Annotated in this window: 15 protein-coding genes and 6 pseudogenes; 15 read left to right on the forward strand and 6 right to left on the reverse strand. The window is 58.6% G+C overall.

Translation table 11 applies throughout. From position 1 onward, the window contains the following. Positions 1-115: 115 nt before the first annotated feature. Positions 116-763, reverse strand: a pseudogene (locus tag ACZBJS_RS38280) (SDR family NAD(P)-dependent oxidoreductase); the annotation flags it as partial. 1,026 nt (positions 764-1,789) lie between these two features. On the opposite strand from ACZBJS_RS38280, the pseudogene ACZBJS_RS38285 reads away from it, so the two are divergent. Continuing rightward, a pseudogene (locus tag ACZBJS_RS38285) lies at positions 1,790-2,212 on the forward strand (transposase); the annotation flags it as partial. Between the two features lie 272 nt (positions 2,213-2,484). On the opposite strand, the pseudogene ACZBJS_RS38290 reads toward ACZBJS_RS38285, so the two are convergent. Next, positions 2,485-2,967, reverse strand: a pseudogene (locus tag ACZBJS_RS38290) (ATP-binding protein); the annotation flags it as partial. Between ACZBJS_RS38290 and ACZBJS_RS38295 the strand changes: the two are divergent. Continuing rightward, a pseudogene (locus ACZBJS_RS38295) lies at positions 2,931-3,343 on the forward strand (transposase); the annotation flags it as partial. The pseudogenes ACZBJS_RS38290 and ACZBJS_RS38295 sit on opposite strands and share 37 nt — an antisense overlap. A 351-nt stretch (positions 3,344-3,694) precedes the next feature. Here ACZBJS_RS38295 and ACZBJS_RS38300 read toward each other — a convergent pair. After that, entirely contained in the window at positions 3,695-4,972 is a 1,278-nt protein-coding gene (locus ACZBJS_RS38300; protein ID WP_463440001.1) for an aminotransferase class I/II-fold pyridoxal phosphate-dependent enzyme, read from the reverse strand. Positions 4,973-6,985: 2,013 nt separating this feature from the next. Between ACZBJS_RS38300 and ACZBJS_RS38305 the strand changes: the two genes are divergently transcribed. The 4 genes and pseudogenes from ACZBJS_RS38305 to ACZBJS_RS38320 form a co-directional block, all read left to right on the forward strand. Then, positions 6,986-7,429: an SET domain-containing protein-lysine N-methyltransferase gene (locus ACZBJS_RS38305; RefSeq protein ID WP_463440002.1), complete on the forward strand. Its 444-nt coding sequence runs from the start codon at positions 6,986-6,988 to the stop codon at positions 7,427-7,429. Positions 7,430-7,683: 254 nt separating this feature from the next. Further along, positions 7,684-7,893, forward strand: coding sequence for a transposase (locus ACZBJS_RS38310; protein ID WP_463440003.1), 210 nt, complete (start codon positions 7,684-7,686; stop codon positions 7,891-7,893). 256 nt (positions 7,894-8,149) lie between these two features. Next, the gene (gene tnpB / locus ACZBJS_RS38315; protein WP_463440013.1) at positions 8,150-8,404 is read left to right on the forward strand and encodes an IS66 family insertion sequence element accessory protein TnpB; all 255 of its coding nucleotides are present in this window, start codon (positions 8,150-8,152) and stop codon (positions 8,402-8,404) included. 74 nt (positions 8,405-8,478) lie between these two features. Continuing rightward, positions 8,479-8,818: pseudogene (locus ACZBJS_RS38320) on the forward strand (transposase domain-containing protein); the annotation flags it as partial. A gap of 53 nt (positions 8,819-8,871) precedes the next feature. On the opposite strand, the pseudogene ACZBJS_RS38325 reads toward ACZBJS_RS38320, so the two are convergent. Further along, positions 8,872-9,398 (reverse strand): annotated as a pseudogene (locus ACZBJS_RS38325) (IS110 family RNA-guided transposase); the annotation flags it as partial. A gap of 692 nt (positions 9,399-10,090) precedes the next feature. On the opposite strand from ACZBJS_RS38325, the gene ACZBJS_RS38330 reads away from it, so the two are divergent. Next, positions 10,091-11,746 carry a class I adenylate-forming enzyme family protein gene (locus ACZBJS_RS38330; RefSeq protein ID WP_463440004.1) on the forward strand — a complete coding sequence of 552 codons (1,656 nt, stop codon included), beginning with the start codon at positions 10,091-10,093 and terminating at the stop codon, positions 11,744-11,746. A gap of 857 nt (positions 11,747-12,603) precedes the next feature. Here ACZBJS_RS38330 and ACZBJS_RS38335 read toward each other — a convergent pair. Together ACZBJS_RS38335 and ACZBJS_RS38340 are read right to left on the reverse strand one after the other, a co-directional pair. Next, positions 12,604-12,732 (reverse strand): hypothetical protein, encoded by a 129-nt coding sequence (locus ACZBJS_RS38335; RefSeq protein ID WP_463440005.1) that lies wholly within the window; start codon positions 12,730-12,732, stop codon positions 12,604-12,606. A gap of 166 nt (positions 12,733-12,898) precedes the next feature. Further along, a complete protein-coding gene (locus ACZBJS_RS38340) occupies positions 12,899-13,207 on the reverse strand; it encodes a hypothetical protein (protein WP_463440006.1) in 309 nt (102 codons plus the stop codon). A gap of 622 nt (positions 13,208-13,829) precedes the next feature. Here ACZBJS_RS38340 and ACZBJS_RS38345 point away from each other — a divergent pair. From ACZBJS_RS38345 to ACZBJS_RS38380, 8 genes are all read left to right on the forward strand, one after another. Beyond that, entirely contained in the window at positions 13,830-14,261 is a 432-nt protein-coding gene (locus ACZBJS_RS38345; RefSeq protein WP_463440007.1) for a Clp protease/crotonase-like domain-containing protein, read from the forward strand. A gap of 557 nt (positions 14,262-14,818) precedes the next feature. Next, a complete protein-coding gene (locus ACZBJS_RS38350; RefSeq protein ID WP_463440008.1) occupies positions 14,819-15,193 on the forward strand; it encodes a 3-keto-5-aminohexanoate cleavage protein in 375 nt (124 codons plus the stop codon). Continuing rightward, positions 15,091-16,077, forward strand: coding sequence for a 3-hydroxyacyl-CoA dehydrogenase NAD-binding domain-containing protein (locus tag ACZBJS_RS38355; protein ID WP_463440014.1), 987 nt, complete (start codon positions 15,091-15,093; stop codon positions 16,075-16,077). Before ACZBJS_RS38350 ends, ACZBJS_RS38355 begins: the two co-directional genes overlap by 103 nt. A 641-nt stretch (positions 16,078-16,718) precedes the next feature. Next, positions 16,719-17,507, forward strand: coding sequence for a reverse transcriptase domain-containing protein (locus ACZBJS_RS38360; protein WP_347342446.1), 789 nt, complete (start codon positions 16,719-16,721; stop codon positions 17,505-17,507). A 518-nt stretch (positions 17,508-18,025) separates the two neighbouring features. After that, positions 18,026-19,276 carry a group II intron reverse transcriptase/maturase gene (gene ltrA, locus ACZBJS_RS38365; protein WP_463440009.1) on the forward strand — a complete coding sequence of 417 codons (1,251 nt, stop codon included), beginning with the start codon at positions 18,026-18,028 and terminating at the stop codon, positions 19,274-19,276. Positions 19,277-19,903: 627 nt separating this feature from the next. Then, on the forward strand, positions 19,904-21,154 hold the full coding sequence (gene ltrA, locus ACZBJS_RS38370; protein WP_463440009.1) for a group II intron reverse transcriptase/maturase: 1,251 nt from the start codon (positions 19,904-19,906) through the stop codon (positions 21,152-21,154). A gap of 76 nt (positions 21,155-21,230) precedes the next feature. Next, complete coding sequence (locus ACZBJS_RS38375) at positions 21,231-21,797, forward strand: RNA-dependent RNA polymerase family protein (protein WP_463440010.1); 567 nt, start codon at positions 21,231-21,233, stop codon at positions 21,795-21,797. Positions 21,798-21,920: 123 nt separating this feature from the next. After that, on the forward strand, positions 21,921-23,270 hold the full coding sequence (locus ACZBJS_RS38380; protein WP_463440011.1) for an IS701 family transposase: 1,350 nt from the start codon (positions 21,921-21,923) through the stop codon (positions 23,268-23,270). Positions 23,271-23,404 lie beyond the last annotated feature (134 nt).

Below are 23,404 nucleotides of genomic sequence, written 5' to 3' on the forward strand. Positions count from 1 at the left end.
CAGCCATCCCTATGGACAACCTACAACCTCCTCTATCGCCGTCGTGACGACACGGCTCTGGATCGAAAATCTGCTCTGATCCAGGCGAGCGGGCGAGGATCGTCATCGGCGTAGGCGGTACCTTCGCAAGCGTTGCATCGCGCACCTGCTTGGCCCGAGCCTCGCCGCACCCCTTGCTATACCAGGGACTGTCGATATAGCGTGGACAAACCGTGTTGACGTGGATGGCAGGCGCGAGGGCTTTGGCCAGCGACAAGGTCATAGCGTTGAGCGCGCCCTTGCTCGCGACATAGGCTATCGACGAACCGTTGACGCTGATACCGGCGACCGAGGAGACGTTGACCACCGCCGCTGCAACCCCGGATGCCTTGGCGTTCGCTCCAACAAGGATCGCGCCGCGCGGATCATCTGATAAGGCCCGATAGTTTTAACGGCATAGATTCGCTGACAGTCCTCAGTCGACAATGCGTCGAGACTGCGATGCGGCACGTGCTTGGTGGTGCCGGCATTATTGATCACGCACGTCGAACTTTCCCAAGGGCGCCGCGGCGGCAACAATCCGTCTGCAATCTTCATCACGCGACACGTCGCCCTCCACCACCACGACCTCGACGGCACCTGCCTTTCGGCAAGTTTCGGCGACCGCTTCGGCTTCCTTCTGGCTGTTGGAATAGTTAATCACGAGGCGAGCGCCGTCCTTAGCCAGCAAGCCCGCGCTTGCAGCCCCAAGACCCGACGCCGAACCCGTCACAACCGCACACAAGCCATACTCGCCATCATTCCCCTCCTATCTTCGTGTGTATCGGCTCCCGACGGCCGCATAAGCCACAGTACCGGACGTCTCGGATACATCCCGCCGAGCGTCACTTATCACTTGGACCTTCACCTTCAGCAGGTCTGAGTCTAAACTCTCACACATGGATTTTGACCTTTCAGGTTGAACTTTGAGGGTGAGCTTCTCACGCACCTCATCAGGACTCATCACCCGCACCCCGCCCGCGAGGAGAGATAAAGATTGTCCTCCAAGCTTATCCGTACGCGCCGACCAATGGGGCCAACGCCGCATACGGTGGTCTCATCGAGAACTCCTCGCCACAGGCCGCTGCGAAGCCAGTCCTTCCGAGCAATCGGCGTGCCAGTCGCGGAATCCCGTGCGCGGCTTGCCTAAGGGGAGAAAAGCAGGTGTAGCGAGGGCCAGCGCTTGAATGACGAACCGGTTCGTCCGACTTGCGACATTGCTGTAGTCGACTGGGCACGGCGGGTATGACAAGATAGAGCCCTCTTTTGGGGCAGGTCATCTTTCGTGCCGAGGTTGAACGACTGCGACGATGTGACGATCTTACAACCGAGGCGCGCTCGACATCAGTGCATGGTCCGGCATATGCATTTGCCGGCCTGATGCGGTGATGCACCCGCTCCAGCTGTCGAAACCGTGCTTTTAGCATCGCGCCTTTCTCGGCAAAATGCCACTAACGAGGCCGGGTTGGTTCTTTTCAAGGGCAATAATTCCGAGGTGAATTGCAATTCGAGCGCGGTTCACTTGGCGAGACATACCTTACTCGGCGTTTCACATTCGTAGCGCCTATCCCAATGCAAGCCCCGTTAGAGGGTAAAGACTCGCCTTCTACGTCTATATGCCTTAGCCACGAGGTCGACTGCACCCTCGGCCCGCACCACCCCGTGTTCGTCCGGAATGAGCTGCCTGAGGGAGCCAGTGATGAAGAGCTCCAGCTGATCTCGCCCCTTGCGCCCCAGCACGTCGTTGCTCCGCCAATTCCAACTTTCTCAACGGCCCCACTTCATGCGCAACGCGTTGGCGCATGTCGGCAAGAGCCGGCGGCGCCTCGTCTTCGCCTTCATTGCCACCGCGCTTGCCCAGGACGATGCCGAGGCTGCACGAGCACTGTGCGGCAGTGCCGACCTGCTCAGCCCAAGGCTGCCCAGACTTGCTGGTTTCCTCGACGAGACCGAGACCGATGCCCTTCCGCCCCAGCATCCCGCCAAGCTGCATTCCGCCCACCCCGTCGAGCTGCTCAACGGCAAGATCAAGCGGCGCACCGACGTCGTCGGCATCTTCCCCAGGGAAGAGGCTCCATCGTCCGCCTGATCGGCGGGATCCTTCTCGAGCAGAACGAGCCATCCAGCGTGCACGTTACACACCGTGCCATTGAACGATGATCCAACCACCAGCCTTCCGGCGATCGCTAGCTGACCAGAACGCGGTGCCTCGCAGCCAGATACGCCACGCCCGGGGAGTACGTCATGCCAAGCTGATGATTGCTTGTGGGTGGAACTGCCATCCGGCCAAAGTGAAGCAGGCAAGCCGGGACCGAGTCTTGCGGGCGCCGCGGCGACGCGGGCTGTGAAGTGTAGACAGGAGCCATGCGGGGTTCGGGAATGAGCCTCGAAAGGTGGATGTTCGCGGAGGCCGAGTGTGTTCCCTAGTCACGAAGGCAGCATAAGCATCTTCGATGATGGTCGCCAGCGGCTCCTCGCGCTCCACCGCTGCACCAGATCGGTGGTGCGCGCGAAGAGAACGCGCCAACCATCCTCGACGAGCGCCAGGCCGATCGCTGCGCCGAGATGGGTCCTTGCCTCCGCCGGATGGACCGAACAGCAGCAGATTGACGCCGGTCTCCAACCAGACGTCGCCGGCGGCGAGCGCCATCACCTGCGCCTTTGACAGCATCGGCACGCTTTCGAAGTCGAAGATAGCGAGCGTCTTGCCGGCGGGCAAACGCGCTACCGCCATGTGTCGCTCGATGCGACGGCGGGTGCGATCGGCGGCCTCGTGCTCGGCAAGGACGGCGAGGAAGCGGGCAGCGGGCCGGCCTTCCTTGTCCGATTGCTCAGCGAATTTCGGCCAGATCGCCTGACACCGGACAGGCGCAGCTCATTGAGCGGCAGCCCGACGCGGGCGGCACCGATGGAGAGGTACGCGCTGGCACGACTGGGTCTATCTCGAATTGGCCGATCTCGAAGCCAGTGAATACAACGACGAGCTTGCCGGGCGATGGACGCGGGTCTTCTGATCCGCCGCAACATTGCCGACGACAGCTTGGCCTTTTTCTCCACATGGTGCCCCAAGGGCACGTCCGTGCAGAAGCTGGCGTCGGTGGAAGGCCATCGCTGGACTATCGAGGACAGCTTCGAAACCGCTGAGAATGAGTTCGGCTTGATCACGACGAAACCCGCTCCTGGCATGGCTAGCAGGTATCGCCATGCTTCACTCGTCATGCTTGCCTTAGCCATGATGGCCGCTATCCGTCATCGGGCCAACACCGGGCCGTCGCTCAAAAAAGCGCGACCGCGGCCTCGAGCGAAGCATCAGCATCGTTCTTGATCCGCCGGTCGATCCAGGAAATCCGGCGCCTCGCCGTGAAGCTAGACCAGCGACGTATCCCACGTGCTCACATCCTCGCGTGGTCGTCCTGGCGCAGGGGTCATCAGGCCAACGCGCGCAAAGCCCATCTCAGGAAAAAATTGCAACTGTAGTGACAGGGCCAACGCCGCGCCAGTGACCCGAGTGTGAAATACTCTCCTGGTGGCACGCTGAATGAGGATCGGCGCGTACCGCAGTTGGATATAGATGCGCTCCGACGCAATGGCTCGAATGTTGACGAGCTTGCATCCTTCCCGTCCGCCAGTCGACTGGCTGCACCTTCGTCCTACCGAGCAGTTTCATTAGTTCGCATCACCTCAGAGGGTAGGGCCTTCCGGTTGCTTTGGCTACTTCTTCCAAGATGGCGTCACACAGCTGCTCTATATCGCGCGGCTCATGCTCCGCTGTAATGCACACCCGAATCCCCCCCGTTCCTTCTCGGACCATGGGAAAGAATGTCACCAAGGTATAGAAGCCGCAATCGAAGAGCCCTTTTCCGATTGCAATAGCATTAGCCTCCGATTCGATGAGGATCGTTCTGATCGGAAGTGAATTGCCTTGCTGGGCAGTCGCGACACGACGGTCAAAGAGGTCGACGCGCTGCGCCAATCGCCGCTGGCGCTGGCCGAGTTCTGCCGATCGGTGAATTTTGCACGACCCAAGCGCCGCGCCAACTGCCGCCAGATTGGGCGCCATGGAAAACGCATAGGGAATGGCGTATGGTCGAAACAGCACCTCGTGATCCGCGGCTCCAAGCATCAACACTCCGCCCGATGCGCCGAATCCCTTCGCTAGCGAGGCTGCTATGATCGTTCGCTCACCGAGTACTTGCGGAAATTGGCCGCGAGCAAATCCTTCGCCTTGCCGCCCGAAGATCGATATGCCGTGAGCATCGTCGATATAGATGAAGAGCCCATAACGTTCCTGGAGCTGACGCAGTTCCTTGATCGGCGAATGGCTTCCCGTGGAGTAAACACCATCACATACATAGGCGACTACCGGATTTTCGCGGCACAAGCGTTCGAGAGCGTTGATATCGTTGTGCGCGATCGTTTTCACGCGCGTTTCATCAGCTGCCACCGACTTGTGAAAAGCGAGCGAGATGTGTGCAGAGCGATCGAACACGACGACCGGCGTCATGCCGCCCGTCAATTGACCCGAAGCAAGGACCGGCATCGCGCCCAGATTGGCGAGCATGCCACTGGAAAAGGCGACAACGCGCGCGCAAAAAATCTCAGACAGGATTTCTTCAAGTTCTCTCAGAAGATCGAAATTGAGACGCGTTCGGGTGCGGGACCAATGCAATGACTGCTGCGCCTCGATAGCCTCGATCGCCCCAGCGACGATCACCGGATGATTTTCGAGGCCTAGGTAGGAGCATCGGACGAAATCGATCACCTGCTGACAGCTGTCAAGCGGACCGTCGCCCCAAGCAATAGTACGCCCGGCCCTGGAACATCTATGGATGGCACTGACACCAGCAATTTGGGCTGGATCAAAGTATGGTCTTCTCTCGCTGATCGCGTGAGCGGTGGTCCAATAATGTCGGGTCGAGCGCCCTCCATCGGTGGGAGCGATCTGCTGTTGCATTTCCTTCTCCTTCTAATTTGCAAAGGGATATGCAGCTGGCCGCTGCGCCCGACGACGGCGAGACTTAGTGACGTCGGGCCGAATGCGAACTGCTATTGTAAACCTTACGGCGGCTCGATCGGCCTATGGACCACGCGAACTAAACCACTGGCTACTTGGCTTGAGCAGCTACCAAATCAAATAGGTTAGAGTGTAAGAGCGAGACGTGTCATGGCGCGGATGCCGGCAGCCGCAAAATAGATGGTCCTTCATTCGTGCCGACCGGCGGCATTAGAACCGTCCCTGCTATCGCGCGTGCCGATTTGCACATAGTGAGCAAATCATCTCGCCACCATAACTTAAAGCGTGGCATGCGGTCCGCCGACTTGAATTTCCAGCCGCGCGTTCTGGGAAGTGCGAGATGGGGCCAAAAAACTTCTCGGATCTGAAATACCACTATCAGCTCTCGGAATTCCACCTGGCGTTCGAAGTGGAGCAATGGAAAAGCCAGCTTGGCTGATGTGGGGGCCTTACACATGATGTGCAACGTGACGCAGGAATCTTCGTTAAGCGTGTATAGCACCACACGCCTGCGAAACATCTGTGACGAGCTGGCATGATCGTGGCCAATATTGCCTAGCTTCGAGTGGGACGCGAGATATCTTAGCTTGTCGTGTCAATTTGCCACAAGATCTGGCGGTACGTACGCCCTCTACTTGGATGAGTCAGACAAGCGGCCGTCCTAATGACGCGATGAGTTCCCTGCCGCATGGATTTCTCGCGCATTGTGATAGCGAATAAATCTTATGTGTCGACGTATCTAGTGATCTTAAAAGCAAGTTCAATTTGACGCGGGCGCAAATCTCGTTTTTGCGAGGCAACGCAGATCTATTGTATGTCCGATGCAGCTTGTCCCCGTATTGGTAAGCTATCGTCCCAGGTAGGTCTCTGGACTTTCTGCACAGGCTATCTTCGTTCGCGAGCGTGAGGTGTTGGCTGACAAGAAGTGTTAGGAAATACATGACTGTCATTCCGCTGAAGACGTGCGCGATGATTGATCCGAATCGAATGATGCTGACCTTGGGGAAGGAGGCGTGCGGTCTCTGTTCGGCGTGGCGCACGCGGGCAATGGGGCCCCCCGTACTTGGTTGGAGCCTTGGTGGGAATTCTCGCAAAAAGAACAACCGTCCTACGCGAGCGGCGGCCCAGCCCTGACTTCCTTCGAGATCAGCGAAACTAGGGTCGTCGGTTTCGAAAGTGAATTTGGCAAAATTAGGTGCGACCATAGGATCGAGATGAGTGATCGGCGCTGCAACCGCGATATTCGCTGTGATTTTGCCTTGCAATCTACTTGCCGCACGCGCGGCCGCAAGCTTCGAAATCGCGATGAGATGCTAGGCGGTGGCCGTCAGCACGAAAGGCCATTCGACCAGCGGCCGTCCGCAATGGTGTGTCATGCCCGAGGCACTCAGGACGCCAACTCAACAGTGGGCTCCTTCGATTCAACTACGCTTGGTGGTGCTGATACGGTAACCGGAGTGGCGCGGGCTGCCTCGATCGATTGTCGAGCGGCCGGCTCCTCATATTCTTTCGCGAGACTTGCGACGCCCAGGTGGGGGTGCAATAGCCAGCCACGAACTTGGCGCTATAGTCGTCCTTGTCCTCACCCAGCGCCGCTTCCACGAGTACTGCTTTTGGTCATATTGAGCGCACATCGTGCTCTGCTGTTCGCCCTTCTGGCTCCATCGCATATATCCTATGTGAGGAAACGCACGTATGAGACAACTTGCAACAACAGCTCCCGCAACGACCGCTCCTGCGGATTCGATGATCGGCCATGGCGGACATACAGCGTGCTGATGCCGTGACAGTACCGGTCAATGTACTGGTCTCGTGACACAGCTCAAATCGTTCGGATACGTCGATGTTTCGCGGCATATATGTCCTAGTACAGAGTAGTGCGGCGCGCGGCCCCATACGAGCTAGTAGACGGTCAATAGTCATCCCGCGATCAACACAATGAGGAAAAGATCAATGCTCATTGCGAAGGAACACACGATGGTCAACAAGATAGCTGACCGCAGCAACGCAATTTATGTCAAAACTGTACCACGAAAAGGCCGGGGCGTGTTTGCAAATATTCCATTCAAGGTTGGAGATCTAATTGAGCGCGCTCCGACGTGGGGCTTTGATAGTGCTCAAGCCGAGCTGCTGGACCGTACGGGTGTCTTCGAGTACTACTTCGTGCGCGATGATCGGCATCTGAAAGCGGAGCCTCTGACGGGCTATGTCGTGTTCGGATTTATCTCGATGGTGAACCACTCTTTGTATCCAAATGCGCAAATAGTGTGGACCGATGCCGAATCCGGCGCATGGGCGAGCATTGTGGCAATAAAGGACATAAAGGTGGATGAAGAAATAACGCACCGCTATACCAATATCTCCGCCTATACCGACAATGGCAACTTCATTGATTAACGTTCACATCGGCAGCTGAGTTGATCTAGAAATCCTGCGATGCTCGCCGAGATAGAGAAGTGTCGGTCGTCCGGAGAGCATGAGGCGCAGCCGCTTTTCGGAGGAGGAGAGATCACATTTCGGTCGCCGATCTATCCGAAAGCATGGCGTCGGCAACGCCATGCCAGCATCGTAAGCGGCAAAGAGACCCCGTCTGGCGGAGTGGTGGGCGATCGGCTATCAGCTGCTGAGTTTGCGAGCAGATGTGAGCTTCTATGTCTGCGTCTAGTTGTGGAACTAGAACCTTCCACATAATCGAAGCAGTCGCCGACCGTCTTGAGGGAGCGCCGCGCCAGCTTCGGCGACGCTGGTCGGATGAGTTCAAGGCACGACTTGTGGCAGAGGCGCTGGAGCCCGGCGCGAGCGTACGCGATCGCCGATCGGATCGACATTTACCCGTCGCAGCTGTTCGTCTGGCGCCGTGATGCTCGAGCGGAGCGACATTATGCCGCGAGGCACTCGAGTTGCGAAGTCGCGGTGGCGTGTGTGTCGGACGCGGTGATCGGGATTGCGATTGGCGAGGTCGTTGTGCGCGCCGGCGTGGATGCCGACGAGGTGCACTTGCAGCGGCTGATTCGGGCGGTCCGTTCGCCATGATCCCCTCTGGCGTGAAGGTGTTCCCTTGCCAGCCATCCAGTTTACTCCGCAAGGGGATCGATGGACTTGTCGCGCTTGTGCGCGATGCTGGCTCAGATCCGTTCGACGGCGCGTTTTTGTGTGTTCCGGGCCAATAGAGCCGACAGAATAAAGACGGGTGGTGGGATGGCTCCGGCGTGTCTCTACTCAAAACGTCTTGAAAAGGCGAAGTTCTGTTGGCCACGGATCGGGCATCATCGGGTGCAGATGAACCCTGCGCAGTTGATGGCACTGGTGGATGGGATGGATTGGAAGCGGGTCCGGACCGTGGCGGTCAGACCGCCGGAGATTGTTGGGTAAAGGCACTGCGGCGAAGTGAATCAGTGAGCTGAAGGGGCAAGAGGGCCGGGGCAAAATGTGCTCTGGTCGGGCCAATGGCGCCGCACGATCTCAACCTCCCGAATGACGTAGGGACGCTGAAGGCCATAGTGCTTGCCATGGCCGAGAAGGCGGCCCGCGCCGATGCTCTGGCGAGCGAGGTCGTCGATCTCAAGGCCCGCAATGCCGATGCCGATGCCGATGCGCGCATCGAGCGGCTGACGTAGATCCAGAAGGCCTTCGACCGCGCCCCGGTTCGGCCGACGATCGGAAAAGCTCGGCTCTGCGAATGGCGACCATGAACAGCGGGCCTTCGTCTTCGATGAGATCGAGACCGGCATCGCTGCGATCAAGGCCCAGGTCAGCAAGGGCCATGAGCAAGCGGACGGCAAGCGTACACTCGGCAAGAGCGCCTTCAGGTGCGGCAGGCGCTGAGCCGGGCTACCATTGGCGCTCGAAATAATCGGCCCGACGCCAGGCACCGTCATCAGGCGCGAACAGGCTTGACCTTGACGGGCAACGGCTTCCATTTCTTCGGATAGGCCATTGATGCGCTGATCCAAACGGCGCCAATCCACTGCCAACTCCTCGATGACCACGTAACATGCGTGGTGACAGGGAATCGGCGCGCGTCGCAAGAATGGTGGGTAGTTCTGTGCGTAGGAAGCCGATGCCCTGTCGCATGGCGATCCCACGCTCGAGCATGAAGGCGTGAATCTGGTTGATGATCGCGGTGCGTTGCGACACCAGCGCCCTCGCGCGCCCGATGCAATGTCTGCAGATCCAGCTGCTCGGGGGTCTTGGTCGCGACGAACTTCATCGTCGGGCGCTGCTCTGCCTGGGCAATCGCTTCGGCATCATTGATGTCGTTCTTCTGTCCCTTGCTGTAGGGGCGGACGTATTTGGCCGGCATCAGTCTGGCATCGTGATCAAGCGATGCGAGTTTGCGGCTCATGTGATGTGCACCGACGCAGGCGCCAATACAAACCCCGCCTTCCCCACCAGGAGTTCCTGACGCTGCGAGCCTAGATCGTACTGGCCTGCGAGCGTGAGCCGAGCTCATCGCGGCGACGCGGCTTGGTGTCGGTCCCCATACGACCGCTGCCATTCCACAGCGCCCTGCCGCCTTTGTATGCTGATGCGCGCCAAAGGATCCTTCAAATAGCCAGTACAATCTTCCTCCTCAGAGTAGGTAGTGTTTTGCTTCTTGCTAGGGAGGTACCATCAATTGCTACTTAACTCGCGGTGTGTAGGCTATGACGCGGCTGATCACGATAGGACATGGCAACGATGGCAAGCGTAGTTAGTCTGTTTCACCTCTCGCGTTTTCTCGAAGGATGAATGTCCGCTGCCCAACAAAGCTCTGCAAAAGATACGTCGATCCCGTTATCACCCTGATCGAGTCAGAAAGGGGCACTACATCGTCATGCGCTGGCTCTTCGACATTGATGCAAGTTGCGAGGTGGGCGATCAAAACGTTCGATCTTGCAATGATGGCAGCACACCGTTCACGTCTCGTCCACACATGCGCGACAGCAGGCTAAGGTCTGGGAAATCGGCGAGGCCGAGTGCCGTCTCGTGATGGGAAAACTCAGCGAGCTGTCCAATGAAGGGGCGGCCGGTTGGTTGAGCGCCCCTTTCTTGCCTCTTTGAATCTGAAAGTATCCAATGACGGCCCTGGCAAAATTGACACAAACTCAGTTGCAAGAGTGCGTCGCGATTGCCTTGCGCAAGATCGAAGCGCTGGAATCCGCATATGACACGATCACGATCGGAAAGCTGGTTTCAATGCAGGCGAGAACGCACGGCTCAACGACCGCAATCGACGTCTTCGAACGCGGCGAGCGCGCGACCTACTCCGAGATGGACCGATTATCCCACAAATTTGCACATGCGCTGCGTGCGTTCGGCGTGCGCAAGCGGGATCGTATTGGAGTGATGCTACCGAATCGCATCGAATTTCCGATCCTGTGGTTCGCGCTTGCGAAGCTTGGCGCGGTGATGGTCCCGATCAACATGCGCTACACTCCGAGGGAGATCGAATATGTTCTCAGTGATACACAGGCCAAGTTCGCCGTCGTCGACGCGACCGCATGGTCAGTGTTCTCGGCGATGGAACCTTGGCCGCGGGACCTCAATAAGAAGCGGTCAATTCTCGTTGGACCATCGTTACATGGGACAGCAATTACCCTCGATGAGTTGCTCAAGGGGGGCGACGACTCTCTGGTGGAGGAGGATGTCCGCCCTGACGACCCATTGAACATTCAATATACCTCGGGGACAACAGGCTTTCCGAAGGGCTGCACGTTGACCCACGACTACTGGGGCGTGAGCTCATACCAGGCGGCGTGCTCAGAGGCACAGCCGTACCAGAGGTATCTGTCTGTGCAACCATTTTTTTACGGTGATCCGCAGGGGCATCTACTGAGGTCGTATCGACAGGGCGGCACACTCTATCTGGGTCCGCAACTTAGCTCAACGCGGTTCATCAGTTGGATCAGGCAGCATCGCATCGAGTGGTGTCAGTTTCCCGAGCTGATAGGGCGCCAAGCCGAGTCCGCAGACGAAGACGGGGTGACATGCCTGAAGCAGACCCTGAATTGGGGCTGGAGTCCTGATCTGGTACGCCAATTCCGGAAGCGGTTTCGAGTGCGCACCCAAGATGCTTACGGAATGACGGAAATCGGCTTCGGCACAATCATGACGAACGAGTTCGACGATCTCGCCGACTCGGGGTCGGTCGGGATTCGCGCACCTTTTCGGGCGCTGCGGCTGATGAATGAAGATGGTAGCCCGACGCCGCTCGGTGACGTCGGCGAGCTGTGGGTGAGGGGGCGTGGGATCTTCACGTGCTATTGGAATAAGCCGGAAGAAAATGCCGCCTCGTTTGAAGGCGAATGGTTCAAGACCGGCGATCTGATGCGCCGCGATGAACTTGGCTTTCATTGGCTGGTGGGGCGCACCAAGGATATGATCCGTCGCTCGGGTGAGAACATCGCTGCACGTGAGGTGGAGGCCGTCATCCGCGAAATCTCCGAGATTTCAGATGTGGCCGCGGTGCCCGTTCGCGATGTGAAGCGCGCCGAGGAGGTCAAGATTTTCGTCCAACTGAGGGAAGGCGTCACGCCAGACGAACTGCCCGTCGAGCGCATTCTCGATCATGCTCGTGCCCGTCTTGCCGTGTTCAAGGTACCGCGGTACATCGCCTTTACCCCGGTACTTCCTAGAACCACCTCCAGCAATAAAGTGCTCAAACGACAGCTGATGGACGTGAGCGATCCGCTCGCCGGCGCCTATGACACTGAGGAGAAACGCTGGCGATGAAGCCGACCTTCACGCCAGCTCTCGCACGCACCCAGTTGCCAGTTCGACATGTCAAGCCGGTGTACTGCCACCGAATCAACATCGGGGGTCACGGGGTGACCCGAGATCTGCCGATCTCGTGGTCGGCGCCAGACCGGCCCCAATCGCGACCGCGCTTGATTAGGCTGGTTTTGGTTGACGGAAGTTCTGAAGCCGCTGCCCTGATGGGGATGGACGTTTCCCTCTACATGGTCAGCACATGACCGCCGCGGTTTAGCAAAGGGGAGCGGATGGCCAAGTTCTGAAATCCGGACTCGGCGTTAAGGAAGTCCGCGAACCCCGGGGTCGATATCCTACCCGCCGCCTGCGTCTCGGGGCGCTCGTCGATGGATCGGGCGCCGAGTCGCGCCTGCACGGATCTCGATGGCTGGTGCCTCGCTGCCGGGTTTCGATTGGATCATCATAGCGGCGGGCGCGAGACCTTCCTCGATTTAGGGGCGCCAAGCTGCCCGGCATGATGTGACGTGCTCCGTTTGGTCCAATCTTAGAGCATCCGCTGATCACGTTGCCGCGTATCCCGCAATCGTGAGGTGCGCTCATTATCTTGGCCCTCAAAGTGGGGCGGACTTCCTTGAACCGCCCTCGGCCGCCACGCGTTGCCGACAAATGGAACGTAACCCGAAAATTGTCGACGGGCGTAGATATTCCGGCCTGCATTGGAATGCATAAACCGGAGGAGATGACAACCGCGCGCGACTTGATCCACACTTTTGACGCCATGGCGCGATTGAGTACAGATCTCGCGGTGCGCCGATCTTCTTGCAAGATTGGTACAGACCAAACAATATAGACCGTGGGCGCAAGATAGTTGGCTTCGATCACCGGTGAATGGCGCATTGCATCGTCAGAAGTCGCCGGACGAGCGCGGAGGAGGTCGTGACCACGATCCAGTACAACACCGCCTCGCACTCGTCGAGAATGCGGCCCTTCTCGACGCGGCTCGACATACTGTAGCGCCGCGCCAAAGCAGATCCGACCGTGCCCCTGCGCTCCCTTGCCATCGAAGAGCGAGCTGCGTGAGGCAACAGCTCAGGATAAACCGGCGATCTCTGCCGCCAGGACCGAGGCTGGATTCTTTTGGGTCGTCGGACGCAAGAAGAACATGATCCGCGCTCAGAGGAAAACATCGTTGCCCGCGAAGTTGAATATGTCGTCTGAGAGGTTCCCGAAATTTCTGATGTGGCCGCAACGCTGGCCGACAGAAGCGGTCTGCATTTTTGGCTTCGCAACTCGACGACACGGTCGGCTACAAATCTTGAGCCCCTTCTGTTCCTGGTAGTACTGCGTCAGCCCGATGCGCTTTATAGACTGCCTCTGTAAGCGTTCAAGAGCTTCGGGAGCGGCGACGGTATTGGTAAAGTTAGGGCGGCCGTGCGCCGCATCAATCGGTGGAGATGATGCCGCCAGCACAAACTCGAGCAAGCGCTGGTCCCACGCCAGCGTGCGACGACAAGACAATTTCTATCTGGCGGTATTGTATCCAATCATCCGCGAACTTTGCAGCCTCTTGGTGATGCAAGCCACCGAGAGGAAAATTGGCCGCGGTGAATCCCAATTTAGACGCCGATGAAGTGAATGGCGTGATATCGGCAATAAACCTATCGGAGGCAGCAGATCACGTACACGATATGCTCCACCAAGCCGACGATCGTATCGCGTGGATCACTTTTAATGGACCTAGCAAACACAATGCATTTTCTATCGAATGTGCAACGAATTGTTAGATGCGCTCGCGATAGCCGAGCGCGATGCGAACGTGCGTGTGGTGGTCACGAGAGCCGGCAGTCGGGCATTTTCTACCGGCTTTGACACGGCCGAAGACAAATTCCGATCGTCATTCAGTGATTGGAGCTTTGATGATCTGATTAGGGTTTCCGATAACGGATCAAGTTCGTGCGCTCCGTGTTTCACTGCTGAAGCCAGTTATCGCGACGATCAACGGCTAATGTCTAGCCGGGCCTGGACCTAGGCATGTTTGTGACGTCCGCTACTGCTCTTACGAGTCGCACAGGCCCGGATGGGGGTCGGTGATGTGGAACAGGCGATGATGTCGCACCTGATCGGTCAGCACCGTCGCGAGCTGGTCTACACAGGAGACATGTTCGACGCCGAGGAGGCGTACAGGCGCGGCTTCGTAAGCCGTGTCTCTCCCAAAGATCGCTTTGAGAAGGAGGTCACGCGCGTCGCGAAGCGTACGTCTCGCGTCGCGCTGCCAACATTGGTGTGGCGAAAGAAGCCACTAAACAACACACTTCTCGTGGCGGGACTAGAATCTGCTCTGCGATACAGCTACGCCGCCGATTTGATCACTAGAACGTCTGACTCCGAGTTTAAGCGCTTCCGTGAGTTTCAGCGCGCTGAGGGAGCGAAGGCGGCGTTCCTGTGGCGTGACTCAATCTTTGCGCCGTTCGAATCCGAAGCATCGTGGGTTTCCTCCGGCACGGCACTGCCGAAGACCGAAGATGGCGTCGGCTGAGTGGCATTTAATCCAGGCGGTTCACTATTTGGGCGCGTATCGGATCTACGCGACGCCGCTAGTAAGCCATTGGGGGCATTTTGCCGACAAAGGCGCAATCCTCGGGCAAAGCCAGTATAGCTTCGACAGCTTAAGCCGGTGCGTTCCCGCGATTGAATAATCGCCGGACCTATAACCGATATCAAGCGCATCAACCGTGAGTTCGCCAATCGTGACAGCTCGGCCCAAAAGCTTCTCTATCACAGGAGGAGCGTGTCCGGTGGCTACCGCGACGTCAAAAATCCGACGATCTGCAGCGTGATTCCAATCGGAGGCTGCTTCTTACACGTGCTTTCCGTGAGTGGCACGCCGATTGCTCGGACGAGCACGATAGCTGCTAGGGCGTGTCATCACAATGGCGCGCTGCCCGTTAGGCGTTCCCGATCCGATCTCTATGAACATATGCGCTGTCGTTCTGTTCGGTAAAATAGCAGCGGTGATGCATCAGCAGATGAAACTCACGGCCCGTCTGGGTTCACTTTGTATCCATCAAGCGTCAGCGAGAGGAGAAGGTCAGGATGATCTCTGAGGTGTTCATCACCTGTGCGGTCACGGGGGGGCGGGAGGGCGCTCGGCGCGGACATTCGGGTCGGTTGGAAGACAACCTGTACCTCTCTCGCGAGCAGCTGCCTATCAACGCCGAGCTTGTGCAGTGGGCCGTCGCGATTCTCGAGAGGATCGGGGTGCGAGTGATGCGCCCCGACGAGGTGCGTCAGAAGCTCGCGCTGAAAGTCCATGGTTTGAAAGGTCAATGTTCATGTCTGAGAAACGGGTGCGAGCGGTCGGGTTGTTGGGGGGCGGGATCATCGGCGGCGGCTGGGCGGCGCGGTTTGTTCTCAACGGAGTGGACGTGCGGCTCTATGGTCCGTCACCTAGCGCGGTCGAGCGCGTGAAGAAGATGCTGGCCAACGCGCGGCGGGCATATGGACGACTGACGCAGGCGCCGCTACCGGCCGAGGGTGACCTAACGGTCGTGGAATCCGTCGCGGATGCGGTGCGTGATGTGGAGCTCGTGCAGGAGTCTGCGCCCGAGCGCCTGGAGCTCAAGCAGCAGCTGCTTGCAGCCGCCGCGCGGGCCACGTCGCCAGACACCCTGATCTGCTCCTCGACCTCGGGCCTGCGCCCTTCCTTGCTGGCGGCGGGGGTCGACCACCCCGAGCGTCTGCTCGTCGCGCACCCGTTCAACCCAGTGTACCTATTGCCCCTGGTGGAATTATGTGCCGGCCAGAGCACGGCGCCTGACACACTGGCGCGGGCGTCGGAGATCTTTCGGGCGGTTGGGATGCATCCGCTTGTGGTGCGCAAAGAAGTGGAGGGGTTCATCGCGAACCGGCTGCAGGAGGCGATGTTGCGCGAGGCATTGTGGCTGGTGCATGACGATGTGGCCTCCGTGCAAGAGATCGATGACGCGATCCGCTATTCGTTCGGACTGCGCCGCGCTGTCGTGGGTCCGTTCATCATCGGAGGCGGCGGGGTGGCGATGCGCCAACTAGTGGAGAAATGGGAACCTGAGCTGAGGTCGCCTTGGACCAAGTATACCGATATCCCCGAGCACAACGAGGCCTTCCTGAACAAACTCGCCGCGCAGTCAGACGCACGGACCGACAACCTGACGATCATTGAGCTCGAACAGAAGCGCGATGATTGCCTCGTGGCAGTGTTGCAGGGGTTGCGCACTCAGGGCTACGGCGCGGGCGAGACGCTCGCGCGCTGGGAACAGGAGTTATGCGACCGCACGCCCCAAGCTCAACAGGAAGGCCCGGCTCGTCGCGGATGACTGGATCGATTGGTCCTGTCGCGGGATTGATTGGAATTGAAGGAAGATAGTCTCCGAGGTGATCAGTAATCAGTGTCGAGTCATGCGACGCTCAAACGCTGGATCGAAGACTAGCACTACTTTGGGTGCGCCGGGAGACCGGCAAGGAGTAGATGGTGAAAGTCCATTGCGATGAAGGTGTAGCGAACCACATCGGCCCCGAGCCGTGCGCAGGCCTCCGCGAGGGGGTCGGCGAAGCGTCGGTAGGGGAGCATGCAGGCCAGCCATTGAGCCGCGAAACAGTGTTATCCCGGGCGTCGACGCTGTCCAAAGAGCGGAAGGCAACATGGGCGAGTGCGCAAACGCGAGCACCCGTCCAGCCCGGCGTGGTCGTAGACCCTGGCATGCATGGAAGCTCCTTGTACGGGAACCGGGATATCTCCGGGTCGGCCACCTTCCTCCTCCGAGGATATGGTCCGCAGCGGGAAGGCGAGGAGCCGTAGCCGCTGATGCACGACACGGAGAAGTCTGACTCTGGCATAGTAGCTGAGAAGCCGACGAACAAAGCCGGATTACCGGCGGAGGAGTGGGTGGAGCCAAGGCTGGGGACCAAGGGAAACGCGGAACAGCGGCGCATACACCGGACACAGGGCCGGGCTCGCATGACCCAGTCGCTGGACCGCGTACGGGCAGCCGCAAGGCTGAGGAAGAAGGACCGGTTCACCGCGCTCCTTCACCACATCAATGTCGATACACTGCGGGCGGCGTTCTTTGCGCTCAGGCGTAGGGCCGCTCCCGGAGTGGATGGCATGACGTGGCAGGACTACGAGGAAGATCTCGAGCCCCAGCTCGCCGATCTGCACAAACGGGTCCAACGAGGAACATACCGCCCGCAACCGTCTCGCCGGACGTACATACCAAAGGCAGACGGCAAGCAGCGGCCGTTAGCGATCGCGGCTCTCGAGGACAAAATCGTCCAGGGCGCCACCGTCATCGTGCTCAACGCCATCTACGAAGGAGACTTCTGTGGCTTTTCCTACGGGTTTCGGCCCGGCAGAGGGCCACATGATGCGTTGGACGCGCTCTGCACAGCGATCGAGACGCGGCAGGTGAACTGGATCGTTGACGCCGACATCCAAAATTTCTTTGGCGCAGTCAGTCAATCTTGGCTGGTGCGCTTCTTGGAACATAGGATCGGCGACAAGCGCATCATCCGCCTCATCCAGAAATGGCTGAAGGCAGGTATTCTCGAAGACGGCGTCGTAACCGTTGATGACAGGGGAACGGGTCAAGGTTCGGTGATTTCACCGCTCCTCGGCAACATCTACCTACACTACGCTCTCGACCTGTGGGCCAAGCGCTGGCGACAACGCGAGGCCTCCGGCGGCATGATCATCGTGCGTTACGCGGACGATGGTGCGCCACGACGGCGCGAAGGAGGTGTGATGTAGAGCACCTTTGAGCAGCCTTGCTGCACAGAAGATGGGGGTTGGCCCCTCGAACTCGGGTTGCAGGATCAGGGTTCAAACCACCGGCTGCTGCTTCGGCCCAATGGTCGAGGTGGTGAGCGAGACCGGAAAAGGCAGAGCGAGACTCTGTCAGGTAAGGATCGAGGAGACGAGCGCAAGCGAACCACCGATGAACTGTCGAAAGCGTAGGGAAGACGTCAAAACCAAGGGGTAGTCGTTATCTTGGGATCAGTCTGAGCGATACCTGTTTACGGCTCAGGCGGCGTCCGGCAGGCGAGGTGGCGTGACCTCGGTTCAGGCTTCTGTGCGGAACGTGGGAACCTGTATCGCGATGCCAAGGGAATGGTTCAAGTGGAAGCCCCACAAGAGTCTGAGTACCAATGCGCGATGCAGGGACGGAGCCGTGTGTAGTAGTGACGAAGGCACTGTAATGGTGGCGGAGCGAAGGCACGGCACTGTCCCGCTTGATTGGAAGAACAACCGGAAACGGGAGGACTCTTTTGGGTCAAGCAAAGCCGTATGACATCCCCAAGCGCTGGGTTTGGGAGGCGTACAAACGGGTTAAAGCAAATCGGGGCGCAGCCGGTGTGGACGAGCAGTCGATCGAGGTGTTCGAGGCAGACTTGCAGAGCAATCTGTACAAGCTCTGGAATCGAATGTCTTCGGGCAGCTACTTTCCACCGCCGGTCAAGCGTGTGCAGATCGACAAGCGCGACGGCGGGAAGAGGCCGCTAGGAATTCCTACGGTGTCGGATCGCGTTGCTCAGGCGGTCGTCAAAGGATATCTGGAGCCGGATTTGGAGAAGCACTTTCATCCAGACTCGTTCGGATATCGACCCGGAAAATCGGCGCTCGATGCCGTTGGGGTTGCTCGCCAGCGATGCTGGCGGCATCCCTTTGTGCTCGATCTCGACATTCGGGCCTATTTTGACTCGATATCGCATGAGCTTTTGCTCAAGGCGATTCGGAAGCACACGGACTGCGCTTGGGTGTTGTTGTACATTGAACGGTGGCTTAAAGCTCCCGTTCAACTGGAAGACGGCACCCTTGAACCCCGTGAGAAGGGCACGCCGCAGGGCTCGGTGGTATCACCGCTGATGGCGAATCTCTTTCTCCACTATACGTTCGACATGTGGATGCGAAGAAATCATCCGAGCATCCCGTTCGAGCGTTATGCCGATGATATTCTCTGCCATTGCGACAGTGAGCGGCAGGCACAACAACTGAAGGAGGCGCTTGCGAAGCGCTTTGCCGAATGCGGACTGGAGCTTCATCCGGACAAGACGAAGATAGTCTATTGTAAGGATGACGACCGGCGAGGTGATTATCCTGAACAGAAATTCGACTTTTTGGGCTACACGTTCCGCGCCCGTCGGTCGAAGAACCGTTGGGGAAAGCACTTCGTCAACTTCAGCCCCGGTGTCAGCAATGCCGCGACGAAGGCAATCCGACAGGAAATCCGTGCCTGGCAACTACGCTGCCGGGTGGATAAGAGGATCGACGACCTGGCGAGGATGTTCAACCCGATCATTCGAGGCTGGATGAACTACTATGGTCGGTACTACAAATCGGCGCTTTACCCGACACTACGCCATCTCGACCGATGTCTCGCGCGATGGGCGATGTCGAAATACAAACGTCTGCGGCGACATCGAAGACGGGCAGAGCACTGGGTACGGGACATTGCGTGCCGCACCCCCACGCTGTTGGCCCATTGGCCGATGCTGCACAAGACGACGGCTGGACGGTAAGAGCCGGATGAGCGGAGACGTTCACGTCCGGATCTGTGAGCGCCTGGGGGTGAAACTCCCCCGGGCGACTCGACGTGCGCCACGACGGCGCGAAGGAGGTGTGATGTAGAGCACCTTTGAGCAGCCTTGCTGCACAGAAGATGGGGGTTGGCCCCTCGAACTCGGGTTGCAGGATCAGGGTTCAAACCACCGGCTGCTGCTTCGGCCCAATGGTCGAGGTGGTGAGCGAGACCGGAAAAGGCAGAGCGAGACTCTGTCAGGTAAGGATCGAGGAGACGAGCGCAAGCGAACCACCGATGAACTGTCGAAAGCGTAGGGAAGACGTCAAAACCAAGGGGTAGTCGTTATCTTGGGATCAGTCTGAGCGATACCTGTTTACGGCTCAGGCGGCGTCCGGCAGGCGAGGTGGCGTGACCTCGGTTCAGGCTTCTGTGCGGAACGTGGGAACCTGTATCGCGATGCCAAGGGAATGGTTCAAGTGGAAGCCCCACAAGAGTCTGAGTACCAATGCGCGATGCAGGGACGGAGCCGTGTGTAGTAGTGACGAAGGCACTGTAATGGTGGCGGAGCGAAGGCACGGCACTGTCCCGCTTGATTGGAAGAACAACCGGAAACGGGAGGACTCTTTTGGGTCAAGCAAAGCCGTATGACATCCCCAAGCGCTGGGTTTGGGAGGCGTACAAACGGGTTAAAGCAAATCGGGGCGCAGCCGGTGTGGACGAGCAGTCGATCGAGGTGTTCGAGGCAGACTTGCAGAGCAATCTGTACAAGCTCTGGAATCGAATGTCTTCGGGCAGCTACTTTCCACCGCCGGTCAAGCGTGTGCAGATCGACAAGCGCGACGGCGGGAAGAGGCCGCTAGGAATTCCTACGGTGTCGGATCGCGTTGCTCAGGCGGTCGTCAAAGGATATCTGGAGCCGGATTTGGAGAAGCACTTTCATCCAGACTCGTTCGGATATCGACCCGGAAAATCGGCGCTCGATGCCGTTGGGGTTGCTCGCCAGCGATGCTGGCGGCATCCCTTTGTGCTCGATCTCGACATTCGGGCCTATTTTGACTCGATATCGCATGAGCTTTTGCTCAAGGCGATTCGGAAGCACACGGACTGCGCTTGGGTGTTGTTGTACATTGAACGGTGGCTTAAAGCTCCCGTTCAACTGGAAGACGGCACCCTTGAACCCCGTGAGAAGGGCACGCCGCAGGGCTCGGTGGTATCACCGCTGATGGCGAATCTCTTTCTCCACTATACGTTCGACATGTGGATGCGAAGAAATCATCCGAGCATCCCGTTCGAGCGTTATGCCGATGATATTCTCTGCCATTGCGACAGTGAGCGGCAGGCACAACAACTGAAGGAGGCGCTTGCGAAGCGCTTTGCCGAATGCGGACTGGAGCTTCATCCGGACAAGACGAAGATAGTCTATTGTAAGGATGACGACCGGCGAGGTGATTATCCTGAACAGAAATTCGACTTTTTGGGCTACACGTTCCGCGCCCGTCGGTCGAAGAACCGTTGGGGAAAGCACTTCGTCAACTTCAGCCCCGGTGTCAGCAATGCCGCGACGAAGGCAATCCGACAGGAAATCCGTGCCTGGCAACTACGCTGCCGGGTGGATAAGAGGATCGACGACCTGGCGAGGATGTTCAACCCGATCATTCGAGGCTGGATGAACTACTATGGTCGGTACTACAAATCGGCGCTTTACCCGACACTACGCCATCTCGACCGATGTCTCGCGCGATGGGCGATGTCGAAATACAAACGTCTGCGGCGACATCGAAGACGGGCAGAGCACTGGGTACGGGACATTGCGTGCCGCACCCCCACGCTGTTGGCCCATTGGCCGATGCTGCACAAGACGACGGCTGGACGGTAAGAGCCGGATGAGCGGAGACGTTCACGTCCGGATCTGTGAGCGCCTGGGGGTGAAACTCCCCCGGGCGACTCGACTAGTGGTCGGCTTTGAGCGCGAGGACGACGCACGTCGTTTCCTCGATGCGATGCGCGCGAGACTGGAGGAGTGCGAGCTGACGCTCCATCCGGCCAAGACCCGCCTGATTGAGTTTGGTCGCCATGCGGCGGCTCAACGTAAGCAGCGCGGACTCGGAAAGCCGGAAACCTTTGCGTTCATGGGGTTCACATTCATCTGCGGCAAATCACGCCAAGGGCGCTTCCAGCTTCAACGGAAGACCCGTAGCGACCGCATGCGAACCAAACTCCGCGAGATCAAGGAGGAGCTGAGGCGCCGAATGCACTGGCCGATCCCTGCACAGGGGAGATGGCTCAGGCAGGTCGTGACCGGCCACTTTGCGTACTTTGCTGTCCCGACGAATGGCCGAGCGCTCAATGCGTTTCGGTTCTATCTGACCGACCTCTGGAGGCGTACGCTTCGGCGGCGCAGTCAGCGGAACTGTCTGACCTGGGATCGCATAACGCAGATCACCGACGACTGGCTCCCCAAGGTTCGCATCCTTCATCCATGGCCGAAGCTGCGCTTCGCCGTCAAACACCCGAGGTAGGAGCCCGGTGCCTTAATTGGGCTCGCCGGGATCTGCGCGGGGGGCGCCCAGTGATGGGGGTCCCTACCGCGAACAGATTGTTGATTTTGCCGCGTTTTATAGGATTCCCGAATCAATTTTTCAATGATTCATGGGTGGTCGGCTCTGGGAGGGCTGACCATGCCCGGATGGGAAGACGAACTCGAACGTTGGCTGATGCCGTTCTTGGACCGGCTGGGTCATAAGACCCGGCAGCGGATGTGTCCTCTGTATGTTGCGGGATTGATCGGTCCGGGCGATCGCAAGAGCGTTCAGCCGATGGCGGAGCGCCTTGCCTCGGGCAACTACGACCAGTTGCACCATTTCATTGCGGACGGTGTCTGGGACGCGACGCCGCTGGAAACAGAGTTGCTCAACCAGGCGGACCGACTTGTCGGCGGCAGGGATGCGGTGCTGGTTATTGATGACACCTCACTGCCGAAGAAGGGTGAGCGCTCGGTCGGTGTTGCGGCTCAATACGCGTCGGCTCTCGGTAAAACGGCAAATTGCCAAACGCTGGTGTCTTTGACGCTTGCGCGCGGCGAAGTGCCCGTGATGGTCGCGTTACGTCTCTTTCTGCCTGACAGTTGGACAAGCGACGTATCTCGTTTGAAGCGCGCTCGCGTGCCAGTCGAACATCGAACGGCACGGTCCAAGCCCGAGATTGCTCTAGCCGAGATTGACCGCGCGATGGCAGCCAACGTGCGCTTTGGATGTGTGCTGGCGGATGCAGGATACGGCCTCAGCGCACCGTTTCGACAAGGGCTAACAGAGCGCGGGCTGACCTGGGCTGTCGGCATCCCTCGGCACCAGAAAGTGTATCCGGTCGATGTGAAGCTCATTTGGCCGATTACCAAAGTCCGCGGAAAACCACGAAAGCACCACGTGCCCGATATCTTATCGATTGCCGCAGAACAAATGCTCGCCGGCGCCAAATGGAAAACCGTGAGTTGGCGTAGCGGGACGAAAGGTCGGCTTAAAGCCCAATTTGCTGCTCTCCGTGTCCGGACCGCCGACGGCCCTCCGCAGCGGATATGGGATAAAGGTCAGCAGCATCTCCCAGGCGACGAAGCCTGGCTCATTGGCGAGCAACGTGCGTCCGGGGAGAAGAAATACTATCTGGCCAATCTTCCGGCGGCGACGGATCTGCGCACGCTGGCCGCCACCATCAAGGCACGGTGGATTTGTGAGCAGGCGCATCAGCAGTTGAAGGAGGAACTTGGACTTGATCACTTCGAAGGGCGATCATGGCAAGGTCTTCATCGCCACGCCTTGATGACAATGATTGCCTACGCCTTCCTGCAACATCGTCGCCTCGCATACGCGGGGCGGAAAAAAAAGAATCAACGGGCCTCCGCCTCAGCCAACCATGCCAGCCGTACGTCACGCCATCGTCGATCTCATCCTTCGGCCGCCGTCTCAGCAGTGCCCATATTGCCGAAAGCAAATCCGTGAAAAACAGCGGCGAAAACACAATCTGCCAAAGTAGTGCTAGGCCGTGTACTCATAAACCGGCGGCGAAGTCCGCGTGGCTTCAATACGGACCTCCTTTGCGCAACCGCAGCAAATATCGCGATGGGCCAACAGCC

Source organism: Bradyrhizobium sp. KZN70725 (assembly GCF_055264925.1).

Excerpts from the sequence above, each read along its gene's own strand:
- ACZBJS_RS38380 (WP_463440011.1), top strand. The coding sequence starts at position 21,921 with ATGATTCATGGGTGGTCGGCTCTGGGAGGGCTGACCATGCCCGGATGG.
- ACZBJS_RS38345 (WP_463440007.1), top strand. The coding sequence starts at position 13,830 with ATGATGTCGCACCTGATCGGTCAGCACCGTCGCGAGCTGGTCTACACA.
- ACZBJS_RS38335 (WP_463440005.1), bottom strand. The coding sequence starts at position 12,732 with ATGTCGAGCCGCGTCGAGAAGGGCCGCATTCTCGACGAGTGCGAGGCG.
- ACZBJS_RS38350 (WP_463440008.1), top strand. The coding sequence starts at position 14,819 with ATGATCTCTGAGGTGTTCATCACCTGTGCGGTCACGGGGGGGCGGGAG.
- ACZBJS_RS38310 (WP_463440003.1), top strand. The coding sequence starts at position 7,684 with ATGTCTGCGTCTAGTTGTGGAACTAGAACCTTCCACATAATCGAAGCA.
- ACZBJS_RS38360 (WP_347342446.1), top strand. The coding sequence starts at position 16,719 with ATGACCCAGTCGCTGGACCGCGTACGGGCAGCCGCAAGGCTGAGGAAG.
- ACZBJS_RS38300 (WP_463440001.1), bottom strand. The coding sequence starts at position 4,972 with ATGCAACAGCAGATCGCTCCCACCGATGGAGGGCGCTCGACCCGACAT.
- ACZBJS_RS38305 (WP_463440002.1), top strand. The coding sequence starts at position 6,986 with ATGCTCATTGCGAAGGAACACACGATGGTCAACAAGATAGCTGACCGC.
- tnpB (WP_463440013.1), top strand. The coding sequence starts at position 8,150 with ATGCTGGCTCAGATCCGTTCGACGGCGCGTTTTTGTGTGTTCCGGGCC.
- ACZBJS_RS38330 (WP_463440004.1), top strand. The coding sequence starts at position 10,091 with ATGACGGCCCTGGCAAAATTGACACAAACTCAGTTGCAAGAGTGCGTC.